We start from the raw sequence: 19,557 nt of genomic DNA, 5'->3' as shown, positions 1-19,557 counted from the left end.
CGCAAAACTAACGCACCAGCCCCAATAACTCCTTGAGCAGCGTTTCAGCAAGGGGTGAGTCTAGCTGCGCATCAACCGGCAAATACCACCAGTTTGCATGCCCTTCAGCGAAGGCACGGCATTTCACCGCATCTTTTTCCGTCATCATTACCGTTTGGTTAGCCGGCGCAATATTCAGCATATCCTGTTCGGTAATTGCCTGGTGATCGGCCAGTGCAACGGTTTTTACCGGCGTGATGCCGGCCTGTTCCAGCGTAGCAAAGAAACGCGGTGGATGGCCGATACCGGCCATAGCCACAACGTCGCTGAAATCCGCCAACGGGCGACGCTCACCGCTGAGAACGTTAATGGCAAGCCCTGGTTTAAGACGCATGGCAATTTCACCAGCCAGAGATTCACCGCCGTTAACGATAACGGCATCTACGCTGCGCAGGCGCCCTGCTCTTTCGCGCATTGGCCCTGCGGGTAACCACCAGCCGTTACCAAAACGACGTACGCCGTCGATAACAACAATTTCTTTATCACGAGCCAGGGCGTAATGCTGCAAACCATCGTCGGTGATAATAATTTGCGGAGCCGCAGACTTCAGCAAGGCTTTCACAGCCTCGCTGCGTTTTGGGGCAACGGCGACCGGCGCACCGGTACGCTGGAAGATAAGCACTGGCTCATCCCCGGCTTCAGAAGGTGTAGTTTGTGCGTTAAGCACCAGAGGATAAGCGGCGGCTTTGCCACCGTAACCACGAGACACCACGCCCACGCGAACGCCACGCTGCTGCAGTTGCTCCACAAGCCAGATGACGACCGGCGTTTTTCCGTTACCGCCCGCCGTCAGGTTCCCAACCACAACGACAGGCACCGGAGCACGCCAGGAGGTACGCAAGCCTAAGCGATAAGACAGGCGGATAGCGCCGCTGACCAGGCCATACAGCCAGGAAAGCGGCAACAGCAGCAGGTAGAGAGGCGATTTTCCCGACCAGATACGTTCTATCATTCGCCGAATTGCATCTTATGCAGCTGGGCGTAAACCCCGCGATGAGCCAGCAGCTCCTGGTGAGGGCCACGCTCAACGATGCGGCCATCTTCCACCACCACGATTTCGTCCGCCTGCTCGATAGTGGACAGACGGTGGGCGATAACCAGTGAAGTACGGTTTTTCTGCAGTTCATCCAGCGCGGCCTGGATAGCGCGTTCGGACTCGGTATCAAGCGCAGAGGTCGCTTCATCCAGAATCAGGATTGGGCTATCACGCAGCAGCGCACGGGCGATAGCGATACGCTGGCGCTGACCGCCGGAAAGCAGCACGCCGTTTTCACCAATCACGGTATCAAGCCCGTTATCCATCTTGCTGATGAAGTCCATGGCGTAGGCCATACGTGCGGCCTTTTCGATATCTTCGCGCGAAAACTGCTCGGTGCGAGCGTAGGCAATGTTATTGGCGATAGTGTCATTGAACAGATGAACGTTCTGGGAGACTAACGCAACCTGGTTACGCAGCGAGGCAAGGGTATACTCGCGGATGTCCTGACCATCAATCAGAATACTGCCTTTTTCCTGCTCGTAGAAACGGGTGATCAGGCTGGCAATCGTCGATTTACCGGAGCCAGAACGCCCAACCAGAGCAACGGTTTTGCCTGCTGGAATGATCAGGTTGATGTCACGCAGGGCAGGAACATCACGCCCTGGATAGGTGAAAGTAACATCGCGGAATTCAACATCGCCTTTAGAGCGTTCGATAACCAGTTTGCCACTGTCTTTTTCCTGCTCGGAATCGAGGATAGAGAACAGCGTCTGGCAGGCGGCCATTCCGCGCTGGAACTGGGCGTTAACGTTAGTCAGCGACTTCAGCGGGCGCATCAGCGCAATCATGGAAGAGAAGACGACCGTGATGGTCCCTGCAGTGAGCGTTTCCATCACGCTTGGGAAGCTTGCGGCATACAGCACAAAGGCTAAAGCGAATGAAGCAATCAGCTGAATAATCGGGTCAGAAATAGAGGACGCAGAAACCAGCTTCATCCCCTGGTTACGCATGCGGTTGCTGACCTTGTCGAAGCGATCGGTTTCCACCTGCTGGCCGCCGAAGATGAGCACTTCTTTATGGCCCTTCAGCATCTGCTCGGCGCTGGTTGTCACCTGCCCCATGGTGTTTTGCATATTTTTACTGATATTGCGGAAGCGCTTAGAAACAAAGCGAATAGCAAACGAGACGATTGGGGCCAGCACGATTAAAATCACCGACAGCTGCCAGCTGTACCAGAACATCAGCACAAACAGGCCGATGATAGAGGCGCCTTCACGCACCACGGTTATCAGCGCGCTTGAGGAAGAAGAAGCCACCTGTTCGGAATCGTAGGTAATGCGCGACAGCAGCGTCCCCGTAGATTGCTGATCGAAGAAGGCGACAGGCATGCCCATCATATGGCTGAACAGACGACGACGCATGTTCATGACCACCATTCCCGATACCCATGAAATGCAGTAGCTGGAGACATAGCTTGTGATGCCACGCAGCACCATCAGGGCAATAACGGCCAGCGGCATCCATATCAGCACTGACGAGTCCGTTTTACCAAAACCATCATCCAGTAATGGTTTAAGCAGCGAAAGCATGTAGGTATCGCTCGCAGCATTAAGGATTAACGCTATCCCAGCCACAATCAGACCCGTTCTAAATGGGGATATCATCGGCCAGAGCCGGCGGAAAGTCTGCCACGTGGAGAGATCTTTATCGTTCTGCATTAAGTCGAACCAGCCTTTTATGAAATAGCCGCATATTCTACCCATTATCACGGGTGACGCCAAACCACTGATGATACCAACGGCGCAATATTTGTTCTCTAAAGCCAGAGATTTGCCATTTATCACCCTTTATTTCAATTGTCAGCTGCCCCGACTGCGCGGTGTCGTGCCATTGATAACCGTATTTTCGGTAGAGATCGATTATCTTTGGCGACGGTAACCTCCAGGCGTTATAGCGCGAAGTTGAAGCCAGCGCCATGCGACCGGACACCGCCCGGAGCAGCGGCCCGCTGGATGATGTTCGGCTTCCGTGATGAGGAACCTGCAAAATATCGGCTTTTAACGTTTGCCAGCGCTTTCTCAGCATAGCCAATTCTGCACTGGCCTCTATATCTCCCGTCAGCAACAGGCTAAAGCCACCCAGGCTGACCTTCACTACGCAGGAGCGATAATTTCCGGTTCCCTCATACCCTTCCGGTGGCCACAGAACATCGAATTGAATCCCTTGCCACTGCCATTGTTGGGGGCGAAAACAGCGTTCATGCCCTTTCCAGCGCAAAGGGCTACGAATACTTAGCGCCGGCCACTGCTGCTGAAGGCTTTTTAGTCCGCCAATATGGTCAAGATGTTCGTGGCTGACAATCACCTGCTCAGGCTGCAGGTTACGCCATTTTAACCACGGGATAATCACGGCTCTTGCCGCATCACCGCCTGGCCATGCATTTCCCGTGTCGTAAAGTAATGCCTTCCCTTCTCGTTCGATAACAACCGCGAGTCCATGCCCGACATCAAGCATATGAACGGCCCAGCTATTGGCATCGTTTTTACGCCAAAAAGGAAACGTCATTAAAAGCAGCACCGTTGCCACCGTCACAGAAGAACTTCGCCAAACGCCTGTCCGCCACACCATCACGGCCCACCAGGCAATGAACGCCAAAAATTGATAGCGGCGATCTACTTCCCTCCAGCCTTGAGGTAAACCGACCAAAAGTGCAAATACGCCTGCCAGCGATTTATCCGCCAGAGACCAAATCCACTCGCCAATCCCCGGTAACTCCCCAAATACCATTCCAGCCAGTATCAAAGGAACGCTAACGAACGTAATCAAAGGCACGGCGAAGAGATTGGCTGCCAGCGAGGTCAGGCTTACGCCGTGAAATAAAACCACCTGAAGTGGAATAAGCAGTAACGTGACGCCCGTTTGTAGGTAAAGCAGATCGACAAAAGGCCGAAGCCAGCGATTGATGGCCATACGCGGCAGCGGCACCCACTGATACCAAAAGATAAGCCCGCAGACCGCAAGAGCAGACAGCCAAAAACTCTCCGCCAAAATAGCCAGCGGTTCACTAAACACAATGCCGGCCACACAGCAAAGCAGGACTTCCCACGAGGACCACTTTCTGCCGCTGAGACGTAGCACCAGCCAGATCCCCATACCGACCAGGGTTCTTACGGCAGGAGGATTCATGCCCGACAGCCAGGTATAAAATAGCGCGATGCTAAAGCTCATTAACAGGGGAAAACGATAGCCGATCAGGAAGGTCGGTAGGCAAAACTGTAGCGCCCGCGCAAACAGCCAGCCAATGCCCCCGGCTAACGCAATGTGCAAGCCAGAAATTGCCATGAGATGCGCGGTGCCGGTGTAACGCATAATTTTTTTGACATCATCGCTAACGTCTATCCGCTCACCAAACCCCAGGGCAATAATGACGCCCTGCCATGGCAGGTGCGCGGTGGCGTTTTTGGCTCGCTGTAGCCATTTCCCGCGAAGATTACAGCGTTCGGATAAGAGGTTGGCCTTCAGCACGCTGCCGTTAAACGGCAGAAGCTGTGAAAGCGCGTAACGCTGACCATTAAAACCACCCTCGTTAAGCTGCGAATGAACCGGGCGAAGCCTAAGCGTCATCTGCCAGATCTGCCCTTCGCAGGCGGACTCAGGCAGATTGCTATTTCTTAATACTACGCCAGGCGCAGGAAACAGATAGCGCTGGTCCAGCTTCACTATCTGTATCTCATGCCGTTTTTCACCATCGCTGCGCGTAATTCTCACCTGGGCAGTCAGCGGTTTTTGCCCAAAATCAGCAAACGCGTCCAGCATTTGCCTCGCGGCCAGAAGGCTCCAGCTCAGTAATAGAAGGTACAGCACCAGATAACGTACCCAGCGCAGGCGACCAAACATTCCGGCCAACCCCAGTGCAATAGCCAGAAGTAAAAGAATGCCATCTCTTTCCGGGATAACCGGTAGCCATAGCAGAGGAAGAGAACTAAACAGAACAGCGCCGGCAACCGTGGGTATTGAAAACACATCCACCTCCTTGTTACAGGCAGTGTGCGCCAGTCTTGTTGTAGAGTCAGAAAGTTATCAGGAGAATACGAGATGGATTGGGCAACTTACGCCAGGTAAACAACGTTGCGCTGCCGTTGTGGATAACGGCTCGCAAAATAGCGGTACAGGCAAAAAAAATGGCACCTCATATGAGGTGCCATTTCTGCTAAATCTAAAGAATTAGCCATAAATATTGGCGCGGTCACGCAACTCTTTACCTGGCTTAAAGTGCGGAACGTATTTACCTTCCAGATCCACTTTGTCGCCGGTTTTTGGGTTACGTCCGGTGCGAGGAGCGCGATAGTGTAAGGAGAAACTGCCGAAACCCCGGATTTCAATACGTTCACCCTCGGCGAGCGTAGAGGCCATATGCTCCAGCATTTCTTTCACCGCATCTTCTACCGCTTTTGCAGGGATGTGAGATTGCTGGGTTGCAAGTCTTTCGATCAATTCTGACTTGGTCATGATTCCTCCGGTTTCCATTCAGGAAAATTAGCTTACAGCTCTCAATCGAACAAGGGCGGCCGAAGCCGCCCTGATTTTATACCCTGGCAGAAGCCGGGATACAACGCTCGGACGATTACTCGCCTTTAGCTGCTTTGAATGCTTCAGCCATTGCGTTAGAGAAGTTGCTTTCTTCCTGTTTGTTGTTAACAGTCGCGATTGCATCTTTCTCGTCAGCTTCGTCTTTAGCACGAACAGACAGGCTCACTACACGGTTTTTACGATCAACGCCGGTGAATTTAGCTTCAACATCGTCGCCAACGTTCAGAACCAGAGTTGCATCTTCAACGCGGTCACGGGAAGCTTCAGAAGCACGCAGGTAGCCTTCTACGCCGTCTGCTAATTCAACTGTAGCACCTTTCGCGTCAACTGCCGTTACTTTACCAGTAACGATAGTGCCTTTCTTGTTCAGCGCAACGTAGTTGTTGAACGGATCTTCTGCGAGCTGTTTAACGCCCAGGGAGATACGCTCACGCTCTGCGTCAACCTGCAGAACAACGGCTGCAATTTCGTCGCCTTTTTTGTATTCACGAACTGCTTCTTCGCCTGCAACGTTCCAGGAGATGTCAGACAGGTGAACCAGGCCGTCGATGCCGCCGTCCAGGCCGATGAAGATACCGAAGTCAGTGATAGACTTGATTTTACCTTCAACGCGATCGCCTTTGTTGTGGGTCTCAGCGAACTGCTGCCATGGGTTGTTTTTGCACTGCTTCAGACCCAGGGAGATGCGACGACGTTCTTCGTCGATATCCAGAACCATAACTTCCACTACATCACCAACGTTAACAACTTTGGATGGGTGGATGTTTTTGTTGGTCCAATCCATTTCGGAAACGTGAACCAGGCCTTCAACGCCTTCTTCGATTTCAACGAAGCAGCCGTAGTCGGTCAGGTTGGTCACGCGACCAGTCAGTTTGGTACCTTCTGGATAACGCTTAGCGATAGCGACCCATGGATCTTCGCCCAGCTGTTTCAGGCCGAGGGAAACACGAGTACGCTCGCGGTCGAACTTCAGCACTTTAACGGTGATTTCGTCGCCAACATTCACGATTTCGCTTGGATGCTTAACGCGTTTCCATGCCATATCGGTGATGTGCAGCAGGCCATCAACGCCACCCAGGTCAACGAATGCGCCGTAGTCAGTGAGGTTCTTAACGATACCTTTAACTTCCATGCCTTCTTGCAGGTTTTCAAGCAGCTGATCGCGCTCTGCGCTGTTCTCAGACTCGATTACCGCACGACGGGAAACAACAACGTTGTTGCGCTTCTGGTCAAGCTTGATAACTTTGAACTCAAGCTCTTTGCCTTCCAGGTGCAGCGTGTCGCGAACTGGACGCACGTCAACCAGGGAACCTGGCAGGAACGCACGAATACCGTTCAGCTCAACAGTGAAGCCACCTTTAACTTTGCCGTTAATAACACCGACCACAGTTTCAGCTTCTTCGTAAGCTTTTTCCAGCGTGATCCAAGCTTCGTGACGTTTAGCTTTCTCACGGGACAGCAGGGTTTCACCGAAGCCGTCTTCTACTGCGTCCAGTGCAACGTCAACTTCGTCGCCAACCTGAATTTCCAGTTCGCCGGCTGCGTTTTTGAACTGCTCTGCAGGGATTGCAGATTCAGATTTCAGGCCCGCATCAACCAGAACGACGTCTTTGTCGATAGCAACAACAACACCACGAACGATGGAACCCGGACGGGTTTCGATTGTTTTAAGGGATTCTTCAAATAGTTGAGCAAAAGATTCAGTCATGTTTAATCTTCAAAAGTTAGATTAACGTCCATCTGGCCTCATGCCGGATGGGGTTGTTTTACATACCCGCTCACACTCCGTTGCAGCGGGGGTACTACTAATTCTGAGGCTTGTCTGCCTTTATCAGGCAACAGCCAGCTTTTGGCGGGCGTATTGTAGCGCTTTTTCAATCACTTGCTCAATACTCATACTGGTGGAATCCAGTACTAAAGCATCGGCAGCGGGTACCAGCGGCGCTACAGAGCGATTGCGGTCGCGATCGTCGCGTTCCTTTATCTCGGCCAAAAGGCGGTCAAAGTTAACACTAAAGCCCTTCTCCTGCAACTGTAGCATGCGCCTGTGGGCACGCTCTTCGGAGGAAGCATCAAGGAAAATTTTCACTGGTGCATCCGGGAACACCACGGTGCCCATATCACGGCCATCGGCAATCAGGCCCGGCGCTTCGCGGAAAGCGCGCTGGCGGCGCAGCAGAGCTTCGCGGACACGCGGGAACGCGGCGACCTGAGAGGCGGCGTTTGCCACTTCCTGAGTGCGGATTTCACCGCTCACATCTTCCCCTTCAAGGATCACTTCCAGATTGCCGTCGGTGGAGACAAAACGAACGTCCAGATGTGCAGCAAGAGGAACCAGCGCATCTTCGGAAGCGACATCAACATGGTGATGCAGCGCGGCCAGCGCCAGGACACGATAAATCGCACCAGAGTCCAGCAGATGCCACTGCAACGCTTCGGCCATCGCCTTACAAAGCGTGCCTTTACCGGCGCCACTTGGGCCATCAATCGTTATTACCGGGGCGGATGCCGTCATCGTTTTCTCCTCTATCGCTGGATTCGCGGGTTGTAAACGCCGCGCATTATACGCCGCAACCGCCAGGACTGTTATCTTTCCGGGCAAATATCCTCGGGAATCAGGCTGAGTGTAGAAGAATTGCGCAACGTGCGTTGTAAGGAATCGTAGAGATCGGAAAAACCGCATCAGGTGATGCGGTTTCTTAGGGGATTATGCCGGAGTACTGATACGCGCCAGCTGCTCGAAGTAGTCAGGGAAAGTTTTTGCCGTACAGCCAGGATCAAGGATAGTCACCGGCGTATCGGACAGAGCCACCAGCGAGAAACACATCGCCATACGGTGATCGTTATAGGTACCTATCTCAGCAAACGTCAGCTTAGCCGGAGGCGTAACGGTAATATAATCCTCACCCTCTTCGACTTCTGCGCCCACTTTTCGTAGTTCAGTAGCCATCGCGCTAAGACGATCGGTCTCTTTTACTCGCCAGTTATAGATATTACGTAACGTGGTCGTGCCCTTAGCAAACAGCGCCGCTGTCGCAATAGTCATTGCCGCATCCGGGATATGGTTCATGTCCATATCGATGGCGTTCAGCTCGCCGCGCTCGCAGCTAATGAAGTCATCGCCCCAGGTCACTTTCGCACCCATCTTTTCCAGTACGTCGGCAAAACGGATATCGCCCTGAACGCTGTTACGGCCAATGCCGGTCACCTTCACCACGCCGCCTTTAACCGCACCTGCAGCCAGGAAGTAAGAGGCAGATGAGGCATCTCCTTCAACCAGGTAAGCTCCCGGCGACTGATATTCCTGCGCACCACGGATGACAAAGCTGCGGTAGTCGCGGTTTTCCACCTCGACGCCAAAGGTTTTCATCAGGTGCAGCGTGATATCAATATAAGGTTTAGATACCAGCTCGCCTTTAATAGTGATTTCGGTGTCGTTTGGCGCCAGAGGAGCCGTCATCAGCAGCGCGGTCAGGAACTGGCTGGACACGCTGCCGTCGACCTCAACCTTGCCGCCGTTGAAGCCCCCACGCAGGCGCAGCGGCGGGTAATTCTCTTGCTCGAGATAATCAATCTCCGCCCCGCCCTGACGCAGCGCATCAACAAGGTGACCAATCGGACGCTCTTTCATGCGCGGCTCGCCGGTCAGCACAATGTTATTGCTGCCGAGGCACAGCGCTGCGGCCAGAGGACGCATTGCCGTACCCGCATTGCCTAAAAAGAGCTCAAGCTCGCCTTCTGCCTGCAAAGGCCCAGCCACGCCGGTGACTTCACAACGGGTGCGATCCGCCGAAAGCGTATAGCTAACGCCCAGCGCCTTCAGCGCGTTAAGCATATGGCGGACATCATCGCTATCCAGCAGATTGGTCAGCACCGTCGTCCCTTTGGCCAGCGCGGCCAACAGCAGAGCACGGTTAGAAACGCTTTTTGAACCAGGCAGATTAATGGTGCCGTCGACCAGCGCGATGGGTTGTAACGTCAGGGATTCCAGCATGGGAAAAATACTCTCAACTCAAACAGAATAAAAACCCCGCAGGCGAGCCGCGGGGCGAAATACTAGTGCAATCATTAACCGTGGCGGCGTTCGAACTCAACCATGAAATCCGTCAACGCTTTTACGCCATCAAGCGGCATGGCGTTATAGATAGAGGCACGCATGCCGCCTACGACACGGTGGCCTTTCAGCGAATGCAGGCCTGCCGCAAAGGACTCTTCAAGGAACACTTTATCCAGCGCGCTATCTGCCAGCTGGAACGGCACGTTCATCCGGGAACGGTTAGAAGCGGCCACGTCGTTACGATAGAAATCGCTGTTATCAATCACGCCATACAGCAGCTCGGCTTTGGCCTGATTAATACGATCCATTGCGGCCACGCCACCCTGCTCTTTCAGCCATTTGAAGACCAGCCCCGCGAGATACCATGCGAAGGTTGGCGGCGTGTTGAACATGGAATCGTTGTCGTTCAGCACGGTGTAATCGATGATTGACGGGCATGCTTTATGCGCTTTACCCAGCAGGTCTTCACGCACCACAACCAGCGTCAGGCCAGCCGGACCAATGTTTTTCTGCGCACCGGCATAAATCACGCCGAAGCGGCTAACGTCGATAGGACGAGAAAGAATGGTGGAAGAGAAGTCAGCGGCAACTACGGTATCGCCAAAATCAGGCGTTTCGTCGATGGAGATGCCGTCGATGGTCTCATTCGGGCAATAGTGCAGAAACGCGCTGTTGTCAGAAACCTGCCACTCGCTCATCGGCTTGATGGCGCGCTTGCCGTCCACGGTGATTTTCACGTCGTGAGCAACAGGCTGACAGTATTTTTTCGCTTCTTTTATCGCGCTGTTCGCCCAGTAGCCGCCGTCGATGTAATCCGCGCTGGTTTTGTCCCCGAGGATATTCAACGGTACGCCAGCAAACTGACCGCGGCCGCCGCCGTGGCAGAATAAAACTTTATAGTTGGAGGGGATTTGCAGCAGATCGCGAAAATCTTTTTCCGCCTCTTCCGCGACCTGAATAAACTCTTTGCCACGGTGGCTAATTTCCATTACGGAAGTGCCCAGACCGTGCCAGTCGCACAGCTCCTGTTGTGCACGACGAAGTACTTCAGCCGGTAGCATTGCCGGACCAGAACTAAAATTGTATACCTGTGTCATTTCCCCTCACCACGCCTCGAGCAATAAGTTTTTATTACATTATCGGTTTTATCATTCAGCGGCGCAGTGTTGCAACGGTTAATCCCGTGCGGGGAAGTAATGTGCGCAAAATCACACAACACAATCTCCCGGCAGGTGAAAAAATTGCCCGATTTCCGGCGGTAAGACCCAAAAACCACATCCTCACCGGGTTACAGCAATGCCACAGAGCCTGCTATGCTAGCGTCGCCTGCGCCGGGCGGAAGATAGCGTCCTACCGGTAAAACCCGTATCATTGCGCGTTTCGCGTACCATTAAAGTGAACCCCATGACCCAGACATTTATCCCCGGCAAAGATGCCGCCCTGGAAGACTCCATCGCCCGCTTCCAGAAAAAGCTGACCGACCTCGGTTTCAATATCGAAGAAGCCTCCTGGCTTAACCCGGTACCGAACGTTTGGTCAGTGCATATTCGCGACAAAGACAGCGCTCTGTGCTTCACCAACGGCAAAGGCGCGACCAAAAAAGCCGCGCTGGCATCCGCGCTGGGTGAATATTTTGAACGTCTGTCGACTAACTATTTCTTCGCGGACTTCTGGCTGGGCGACACCATCGCTAACGGCCCATTCGTTCATTACCCGAATGAGAAGTGGTTCCCACTGCCGGAAGACGATCAACTCCCTGCAGGTATCCTCGACGATCGCCTGCGTGCTTTCTACGATCCGGAGAATGAAGTTGGTGCGGGGATGCTTATCGATCTGCAGTCCGGCAACGAAGAGCGCGGTATCTGTGCCCTGCCGTTTACCCGCCAGTCAGACCTGCAAACCGTTTATATCCCAATGAACATCATTGGCAATCTGTATGTTTCCAACGGCATGTCCGCGGGTAACACGGCGAATGAAGCTCGCGTCCAGGGTCTCTCTGAGGTCTTTGAGCGTCATATTAAGAACCGCATCATCGCCGAAAGCATCAGCCTGCCGGAAATCCCGCAAGAGGTGCTGGCACGCTATCCTGGCGTCGTGGAATCCATTAAGACGCTTGAAGACGAAGGTTTCCCTATCTTCGCTTACGACGGCTCTCTGGGCGGCAAATACCCGGTTATCTGCGTGGTGCTGTTTAACCCGGCAAACGGAACCTGTTTTGCTTCATTTGGCGCACACCCTGATTTTGGCGTGGCGCTGGAGCGTACCGTTACCGAGCTGCTGCAGGGCCGTGGCCTGAAAGATCTGGATGTCTTTACGCCTCCAACCTTCGATGATGAAGAGGTGGCCGAACACGCTAACCTGGAAACTCACTTCATTGATTCCAGCGGCCTGATCTCCTGGGACATGTTCAAGCAGGATGCGGACTATCCGTTTGCTGACTGGAGCTTCGCCGGCACAACAGAAGAAGAATTCGCCACGCTGATGGCTATCTTCAAGTCTGAAGATAAAGAAGTGTATATCGCCGATTACGAACACCTGGATGTCTACGCTTGCCGTATTATCGTCCCGGGCATGTCAGATATTTATCCGGCAGAAGACCTGCTGCTGGCCAACAACAGCATGGGCAGCCACCTGCGTGAAACTATCCTTGCCCTGCCGGACAGCGAATGGGAACAGCAGGACTACCTGGATCTGATTTCTCAACTGGACGATGAAGGCCACGATGACTTCACCCGCGTGCGCGAATTACTTGGTCTGGCAACCGGGAAAGATAACGGCTGGTACACGCTGCGTATTGGCGAGCTGAAAGCCATGCTGGCGCTCGCCGGCGGTGACCTTGAGCAGGCGCTGATCTGGACCGAGTGGACCATGGAGTTTAACGCCTCCATCTTTAGCCCGGAGCGCGCTAACTACTACCGCTGCCTGCAGACCCTGCTGCTGCTGTCGCAGGAAGAAGAACGCCAGCCTCTGCAATACCTGAACGCATTTGTACGCATGTACGGTGCAGAAGCCGTCGATGCCGCGAGCGCAGCGCTGAGCGGTGAAGCAGCGTTCTACGGCCTGCAGCCGGTCGACAAAGACCTGAAAGCCTTCCCGGCGCATCAGGCGTTGTTGCAGGCTTACGAAAAATTACAGCGTGCCAAAGCCAAATATTGGCAGGTAAAGTAATTTACTGACAACTTACAGGTGCGCACTGCACCGGGTCTGAGCTATATTGTGGGGCGCTTTTTGCGCCCCATTTTATTATTGCAACAATAATATTTTACTATGTAATCTTTTGGTTAATTTAGGGTAAATGATTATTTATCGACAACGGAAATAATGTTATCGAAATATAAAAATACCCCATTGTAATTAACCATTTTTGTGCGAGGAACGGGCTGGATTCAATTTTATCTATAAATATTAAAATTTATTTTTTCATTTATAATCAATTAGTTATGCTGAAAAACAGATAAAGACCTGCTTTTTCAGTGCCTATTAGCTTGGCGAGATATGATCCACATCAATTTTTACTCTATAATGCTTTGTTAGTATCTCCTCGCCGAATTAAATAAGAGAGAGTTAGTGTGAAAGCTGACAACCCTTTTGATCTAGTACTCCCACCAGCGATGGCAAAAATTGCCGAAGATGCTGGCGTCTATAAAGCAACAAAACAGCCGCTAACGACCTTTTACTTAGCGATTACCGCAGGCGTCTTCATTTCGATTGCCTTCGTGTTCTACATCACCGCCACAACGGGCACATCCACTATTCCCTTCGGGATTGCCAAACTGATTGGCGGCACATGCTTCTCACTGGGTTTAATTCTTTGCGTTATCTGCGGTGCAGACCTCTTTACCTCCACCGTGCTGATCGTCGTAGCCAAAGCCAGCGGCCGCATCACCTGGTGCCAGCTGCTGCGTAACTGGGCTAACGTTTACATTGGTAACCTGGTCGGTGCCCTGCTCTTTGTGCTTCTTATCTGGCTGTCCGGCATGTATATGACAGCCAACGGCGCCTGGGGCCTTAACGTCCTGCAGACCGCTGACCATAAAATGCATCACACGTTTGTTGAGGCCGTCTGCCTCGGCATTCTGGCGAACCTGATGGTGTGTCTCGCCGTCTGGATGAGCTACTCCGGCCGCAGCCTGATGGACAAAATGTTTGCTATGATCCTTCCGGTTGCCATGTTTGTTGCCTGCGGCTTTGAGCACAGCATCGCAAACATGTTCATGATCCCGATGGCTATCGTGGTTCGTGACTTTGCCAGCCCGGAATTCTGGACCGCCGTAGGGTCCTCTCCGGAAAGTTTCTCGCATCTGACCGTGCTGAACTTCATTACCGATAACCTGATTCCAGTCACCATCGGAAACATTATCGGAGGAGGTTTACTGGTTGGGTTGACATACTGGGTAATTTATCTGCGCGGTGGCGATAAACACTAAGTTTAGCCAACACGTAGGTTTAAGAACTCCACATTAGAAGGTAGGTGTTACATGTCCGAGCTTAATGAAAAGTTAGCCACAGCCTGGGAAGGTTTTGCTAAAGGCGAATGGCAGAATGAAGTCAACGTGCGTGACTTTATTCAGAAAAACTACACCCCGTATGAGGGTGATGAGTCCTTCCTGGCAGGTGCTACCGACGCAACTACCACTCTGTGGGACAAAGTGATGGAAGGCGTCAAACTGGAAAACCGCACTCACGCGCCAGTTGACTTCGATACCGACCTCGCTTCCACCATCACTTCTCATGATGCGGGCTACATCAACAAGTCCCTCGAAACCATCGTGGGTCTGCAGACCGATGCTCCTCTGAAACGTGCCATCATTCCGTTCGGCGGCATCAAAATGGTCGAAGGTTCTTGCAAAGTATACGGTCGTGAACTCGACCCAATGCTGAAAAAGATCTTCACCGAATACCGCAAAACTCACAACCAGGGCGTGTTTGACGTTTACACCAAAGACATCCTGAACTGCCGTAAGTCCGGTGTTATTACCGGTCTGCCAGATGCGTATGGCCGTGGCCGTATCATCGGTGACTACCGTCGCGTTGCGCTGTACGGTATCGACTACCTGATGAAAGACAAGTTCGCTCAGTTCAACTCACTGCAGACCAAACTGGAAAACGGTGAAGACCTGGAAGCGACTATTCGTCTGCGTGAAGAAATCTCCGAACAGCACCGTGCGCTGGGTCAGATCAAAGAGATGGCCGCTAAATATGGCTGCGATATCTCCGGTCCTGCTACCAACGCACAGGAAGCAATTCAGTGGACTTACTTCGGCTACCTGGCTGCGGTTAAATCTCAGAACGGCGCTGCAATGTCCTTCGGTCGCGTATCCACCTTCCTGGATGCCTATATCGAACGCGACATCAAAGCAGGCAAAATCAACGAGCAAGACGCTCAGGAAATGATTGACCACCTGGTCATGAAACTGCGTATGGTTCGCTTCCTGCGTACCCCAGAATACGATGAGCTGTTCTCCGGTGACCCAATCTGGGCAACAGAATCTATCGGCGGTATGGGCGTTGATGGCCGTACTCTGGTGACCAAAAACAGCTTCCGCTTCCTGAACACCCTGTACACCATGGGGCCGTCTCCGGAGCCAAACATCACCATTCTGTGGTCTGAAAAACTGCCACTGAACTTCAAAAAATACGCGGCTAAAGTTTCCATCGATACCTCTTCTCTGCAGTACGAGAATGACGATCTGATGCGCCCTGACTTCAACAACGATGACTACGCTATCGCTTGCTGCGTAAGCCCAATGATCGTTGGTAAGCAAATGCAGTTCTTCGGTGCTCGTGCAAACCTGGCGAAAACCATGCTGTATGCAATCAACGGCGGCGTTGATGAAAAACTGAAAATGCAGGTTGGTCCTAAAGAAGCGCCAATCACCGCAGACGTTCTGGACTACGACAATGTGTTGGATCGTCTGGATCACTTCATGGACTGGCTGGCTAAACAGTACGTTACCGCGCTGAACATCATTCACTACATGCATGATAAATACAGCTACGAAGCGTCCCTGATGGCTCTGCACGACCGTGACGTTGTTCGCACCATGGCTTGTGGTATCGCGGGTCTGTCCGTTGCAGCTGACTCCCTGTCTGCAATCAAATACGCGAAAGTTAAACCAATTCGTGACGAAGACGGTCTGGCTATCGACTTCGAAATCGAAGGTGAATATCCACAGTTCGGTAACAACGATCCTCGCGTAGATGACATCGCCGTTGACCTGGTAGAACGTTTCATGAAGAAAATTCAGAAACTGACCACCTACCGTGGCGCTATCGCGACCCAGTCTGTTCTGACCATCACCTCTAACGTGGTTTATGGTAAGAAAACCGGTAACACCCCAGACGGTCGTCGCGCAGGTACTCCGTTCGGTCCAGGCGCTAACCCAATGCACGGCCGTGACCAGAAAGGTGCTGTTGCCTCTCTGACCTCCGTGGCTAAACTGCCGTTTGCCTACGCGAAAGATGGTATCTCCTATACCTTCTCCATCGTGCCAAACGCGCTGGGTAAAGACGATGACGTGCGTAAAACCAACCTTGCAGGCCTGATGGACGGTTACTTCCACCACGAAGCGAACATCGAAGGTGGTCAGCACCTGAACGTGAACGTCATGAACCGTGAAATGCTGCTGGACGCGATGGAAAACCCTGAGAAATATCCTCAGCTGACCATTCGTGTATCCGGTTACGCAGTCCGCTTCAACTCGCTGACCAAAGAACAGCAGCAGGACGTTATTACCCGTACCTTCACTCAGTCCATCTAATTCCTTGTTAGACTGAAGAAGCGTAATATATAAAGGCTCCACTCTTGTGGGGCCTTTTTACTCACCTCTCTGCCCCCAGCCTGCTTTGCCAGCTATCTATACTTGGGTATCTGCCAAAACAGACTTAACACAGCCGGCTTGAGCTGTGCACGACACAGGCCCTGGATGGGCCACACCTGGAGAGATCACCGCAATGTCAGCAATCGGACGAATTCACTCTTTTGAATCCTGTGGTACCGTAGACGGTCCCGGTATCCGCTTTATCACCTTCTTCCAGGGCTGCCTGATGCGCTGCCTTTACTGCCACAACCGCGACACCTGGGATACCCACGGCGGCAAAGAAGTGACGGTAGAAGAGCTGATGAAAGAAGTTGTCACCTATCGCCACTTTATGAACGCTTCCGGCGGCGGCGTCACCGCGTCCGGCGGTGAGGCTATCCTGCAGGCCGAGTTCGTGCGTGACTGGTTCCGCGCCTGCCATAAAGAAGGTATTCATACCTGCCTGGACACCAACGGCTTTGTTCGTCGCTACGATCCGGTGATTGATGAGCTGCTGGAGGTTACCGACCTGGTGATGCTCGATCTCAAACAAATGAACGACGAAATCCACCAAAACCTGGTGGGCGTTTCAAATCACCGCACGCTCGAGTTTGCCCGGTATCTGTCGAAAAAAGACATTAAAGTGTGGATCCGCTACGTGGTCGTGCCGGGCTGGTCTGATGACGACGACTCCGCGCATCGCCTTGGGGAATTTACCCGCGATATGGGCAACGTTGAGAAAATCGAGCTGCTGCCGTACCACGAGCTTGGCAAACATAAATGGGTTGCCATGGGCGAAGAGTACAAGCTGGACGGCGTCCATCCGCCGAAGAAAGAAACCATGGATCGGGTCAAAGGCATTCTGGAGCAGTACGGTCATAAAGTAATGTACTAGCCCCACTACGTGCTCCCGTTGAAGGGGGCACGGTCATTACGCTTCCTGCCAGGCGGCATCTATCGCCGCCATGACCTTCTCAAGCTGAGATTGCGCAATATGCCCGGGTTTCCAAAGCGCCACCACCGGGTGCAGCAACCCTCTATCTCCAACTTCCGTATCCAGTCGCTCAATGCCCGGCCAGTTTTCTACCCTAAAGTGCCGCGGTAAAAACGCCCAGCCTTCTCCGGCACACAGTCGCTTTTCCAGCAGAGAAAGTTCGTTGACGCGTATTACCCGATCGGCAATTTGAATGCGCTGTGCCAGTGAATCAGGAAGCTCGCGATAAGGCATCAGCTGCGTGCTGGCGGCAAGACGTAGGAGTGAGACCGGTTTGGTTTTAAAGAAGCCTGTTTTCGCCCATGCCGCCAATGCCAGGCTGCCCACCGCTCGCCACTGGAGCCTGTCGTTCACCGAGCGATTTAGCGCCTGGTAAATGCCGATATGCGCCCTGCCCTGATCCAGCCAGCTTTCGGCCTCCGGGCGTTCACTCATCAGCAGATCGAGCGTTATCTGTTCGGCCGCAAGCTTCTCCACCAGCCGCAGTAAGAAATCTCTTGGCGTGAAAGGGTCATAGCATAGCGTCAGGCGGGTCTCTATCTGGCCCGGCATCTGCCGCGCGGCCTCTGAGAAAGCCTGAGCCTCATGAAGAAATAACCGGGCCTGTCGGTACAATAGCTTGCCGGGTTCGGTTAAGGTCAAAGGACGGGTAGAACGATCGAACAGCGTATAGCCGAGGTCAATTTCGAGATAATCCAGCAGCTGGCTGACCGTGGTCCGGTCTTTATTGAGCTTTTTAGCCGCTTTGGTGAGGGTGCCGCATTCGCAAACGCAGGCAAAGGCTTCAATTTGGGCCAGCGTAAAGTTAACCGTATTCATCGTTCCCCCTTATATTAACGGGGCATTTTCCCATACAAAAACGCGTATTCCGAGTCAGGAATACGCGTCAGGGAAACAATAAAAAATCAGGATCAGGCGTGAGCCACCGGCGTAGGATGCTGACCGGCTTTGCGCAGCAGCATCATCAGGTACACAAACGACACCGCGGCCATCATGATAAACAGCACGTTGTCCGAGTAATTCTGCATCAGCAGCGCGGTGATAGTTGGCCCAATCAGGCTGCCGATGGTGTAGCTCAGCAGCAGAGCCTGGTTCATCGCCACCAGCTGATGGCGTTCAATTCTTTCGCAGGCCCAGGCCATCGCAACCGGGTAAAGCGTGAAGCCAAACGCGCCCAGGACGAACAGCGCCGGCCCCATTGCGGCATTGCTGAGCATCGCCAGGCAGCCGAGGATCACCACAAAGACCTGAACGCGCAGCACCAGCAGGCGACCGTATTTATCCGCCAGACGCCCCATCGGCCACTGGCCAACGATGCCCGCGCTTATCATCAGCGCCATCCAGAAGCCGATGCCTGCATCGCTTACGCCCTGATGGTTAAGGTAAAGCGGCATCAGGCCGTACAGCGAGCCGAGGACAATGCCGGACATGATGCAGCCGTTCACGCCCAGACGAGCCTGACGCAGGCGCAGCATCGGCCAGACCGGCGAGTTATCACGATGTTCATCGCCGTCGCTCACGATATGAGTAAACAGCAGCGGCAGGATAGCAGCCAGCACCAGCGCGGTAGCCCACGGCAGCACGTTCATCAGCTCGGTGGAGAGTTTGCTGACCATCAGCTGACCGACGACCATCCCGATGTAATAGACGGTCATATAAGCGGCCAACAGGCGGCCGCGGTTGCGTGAGGTGCCGCTGCACATCAGCGCGCTTTCAACCACTACCCAAATCATGGCGCAGCCGACGCCGGCAACAAACCGCCAGGCCATCCAGCTCCAGAAGCCCACCATCAGCCCGAGACCAATACAGCCCACCGCAAAGATAACGGAGGCCAGATAGTAGCTGCGGTTAAACCCGTAACGCTTAATCACCCACCCGGTAATCAACGTGCCCACCAGGTTACCGGTGAAGTACGCAGAGCCCACCATCCCGACCTGCCAGGTAGGAAGGTTATCGTGAGCCAGCCAAAGCGGGACGAGCGTGTTTAAAACCGCCATCGCCAGAGTCAGCAGCAGTAGCCCGCAAAGCAGCAGCAATACGGGGCGGGTATAGATGGTCATGGGTGTCGAGCCGTGAGGAAGTGAACAAATTTGTGCGC

Annotated in this window: 14 protein-coding genes; 4 read left to right on the top strand and 10 right to left on the bottom strand. The window is 53.2% G+C overall.

Annotated features, from left to right (window positions below):
• Positions 1 to 7: 7 nt before the first annotated feature.
• The 8 genes from lpxK to serC all read right to left on the bottom strand — a co-directional run bounded on the left by lpxK (position 8) and on the right by serC (position 10,762).
• Positions 8 to 991 (bottom strand): tetraacyldisaccharide 4'-kinase, encoded by a 984-nt coding sequence (gene lpxK / locus ACE38U_RS11645; protein ID WP_375529793.1) that lies wholly within the window; start codon positions 989 to 991, stop codon positions 8 to 10.
• On the bottom strand, positions 988 to 2,736 hold the full coding sequence (msbA, locus tag ACE38U_RS11640) for a lipid A ABC transporter ATP-binding protein/permease MsbA (protein WP_375529792.1): 1,749 nt from the start codon (positions 2,734 to 2,736) through the stop codon (positions 988 to 990). Before msbA ends, lpxK begins: the two co-directional genes overlap by 4 nt.
• 37 nt (positions 2,737 to 2,773) lie before the next feature.
• Positions 2,774 to 5,041, bottom strand: a complete 2,268-nt coding sequence (locus ACE38U_RS11635) for a ComEC family protein (protein WP_375529791.1) — start codon at positions 5,039 to 5,041, stop codon at positions 2,774 to 2,776.
• Positions 5,042 to 5,242: 201 nt separating this feature from the next.
• On the bottom strand, positions 5,243 to 5,527 hold the full coding sequence (gene ihfB, locus ACE38U_RS11630) for an integration host factor subunit beta (RefSeq protein ID WP_008461182.1): 285 nt from the start codon (positions 5,525 to 5,527) through the stop codon (positions 5,243 to 5,245).
• Between the two features lie 115 nt (positions 5,528 to 5,642).
• A complete protein-coding gene (rpsA, locus tag ACE38U_RS11625; protein WP_038474035.1) occupies positions 5,643 to 7,316 on the bottom strand; it encodes a 30S ribosomal protein S1 in 1,674 nt (557 codons plus the stop codon).
• Positions 7,317 to 7,439: 123 nt separating this feature from the next.
• Positions 7,440 to 8,123 (bottom strand): (d)CMP kinase, encoded by a 684-nt coding sequence (gene cmk, locus ACE38U_RS11620; protein WP_038474038.1) that lies wholly within the window; start codon positions 8,121 to 8,123, stop codon positions 7,440 to 7,442.
• Between the two features lie 192 nt (positions 8,124 to 8,315).
• Complete coding sequence (gene aroA, locus ACE38U_RS11615) at positions 8,316 to 9,599, bottom strand: 3-phosphoshikimate 1-carboxyvinyltransferase (RefSeq protein ID WP_176981376.1); 1,284 nt, start codon at positions 9,597 to 9,599, stop codon at positions 8,316 to 8,318.
• A 77-nt stretch (positions 9,600 to 9,676) separates the two neighbouring features.
• The gene (gene serC / locus ACE38U_RS11610; protein WP_038474040.1) at positions 9,677 to 10,762 is read right to left on the bottom strand and encodes a 3-phosphoserine/phosphohydroxythreonine transaminase; all 1,086 of its coding nucleotides are present in this window, start codon (positions 10,760 to 10,762) and stop codon (positions 9,677 to 9,679) included.
• A 307-nt stretch (positions 10,763 to 11,069) separates the two neighbouring features.
• On the opposite strand from serC, the gene ycaO reads away from it, so the two are divergent.
• The 4 genes from ycaO to pflA all read left to right on the top strand — a co-directional run bounded on the left by ycaO (position 11,070) and on the right by pflA (position 17,360).
• Positions 11,070 to 12,833: a 30S ribosomal protein S12 methylthiotransferase accessory factor YcaO gene (gene ycaO / locus ACE38U_RS11605; protein ID WP_375529790.1), complete on the top strand. Its 1,764-nt coding sequence runs from the start codon at positions 11,070 to 11,072 to the stop codon at positions 12,831 to 12,833.
• A gap of 401 nt (positions 12,834 to 13,234) precedes the next feature.
• Positions 13,235 to 14,092 (top strand): formate transporter FocA, encoded by an 858-nt coding sequence (gene focA / locus ACE38U_RS11600; RefSeq protein ID WP_038474043.1) that lies wholly within the window; start codon positions 13,235 to 13,237, stop codon positions 14,090 to 14,092.
• Between the two features lie 51 nt (positions 14,093 to 14,143).
• Complete coding sequence (gene pflB / locus ACE38U_RS11595) at positions 14,144 to 16,426, top strand: formate C-acetyltransferase (protein ID WP_038474046.1); 2,283 nt, start codon at positions 14,144 to 14,146, stop codon at positions 16,424 to 16,426.
• Positions 16,427 to 16,619: 193 nt separating this feature from the next.
• Positions 16,620 to 17,360: a pyruvate formate lyase 1-activating protein gene (gene pflA, locus ACE38U_RS11590; protein ID WP_038474049.1), complete on the top strand. Its 741-nt coding sequence runs from the start codon at positions 16,620 to 16,622 to the stop codon at positions 17,358 to 17,360.
• Positions 17,361 to 17,396: 36 nt separating this feature from the next.
• Here the strand turns inward: pflA and ACE38U_RS11585 are convergent, their stop codons facing one another.
• Positions 17,397 to 18,278, bottom strand: a complete 882-nt coding sequence (locus ACE38U_RS11585) for a LysR family transcriptional regulator (RefSeq protein WP_176982752.1) — start codon at positions 18,276 to 18,278, stop codon at positions 17,397 to 17,399.
• 92 nt (positions 18,279 to 18,370) lie between these two features.
• Positions 18,371 to 19,519, bottom strand: a complete 1,149-nt coding sequence (locus ACE38U_RS11580) for an MFS transporter (RefSeq protein ID WP_375529789.1) — start codon at positions 19,517 to 19,519, stop codon at positions 18,371 to 18,373.
• Positions 19,520 to 19,557 lie beyond the last annotated feature (38 nt).

The sequence above is a fragment of the Cedecea selenatireducens genome, from assembly GCF_042138895.1.
Classification (GTDB): domain Bacteria; phylum Pseudomonadota; class Gammaproteobacteria; order Enterobacterales; family Enterobacteriaceae; genus Cedecea; species Cedecea selenatireducens.
This window is presented reverse-complemented; position numbering and strand designations above follow the sequence as displayed.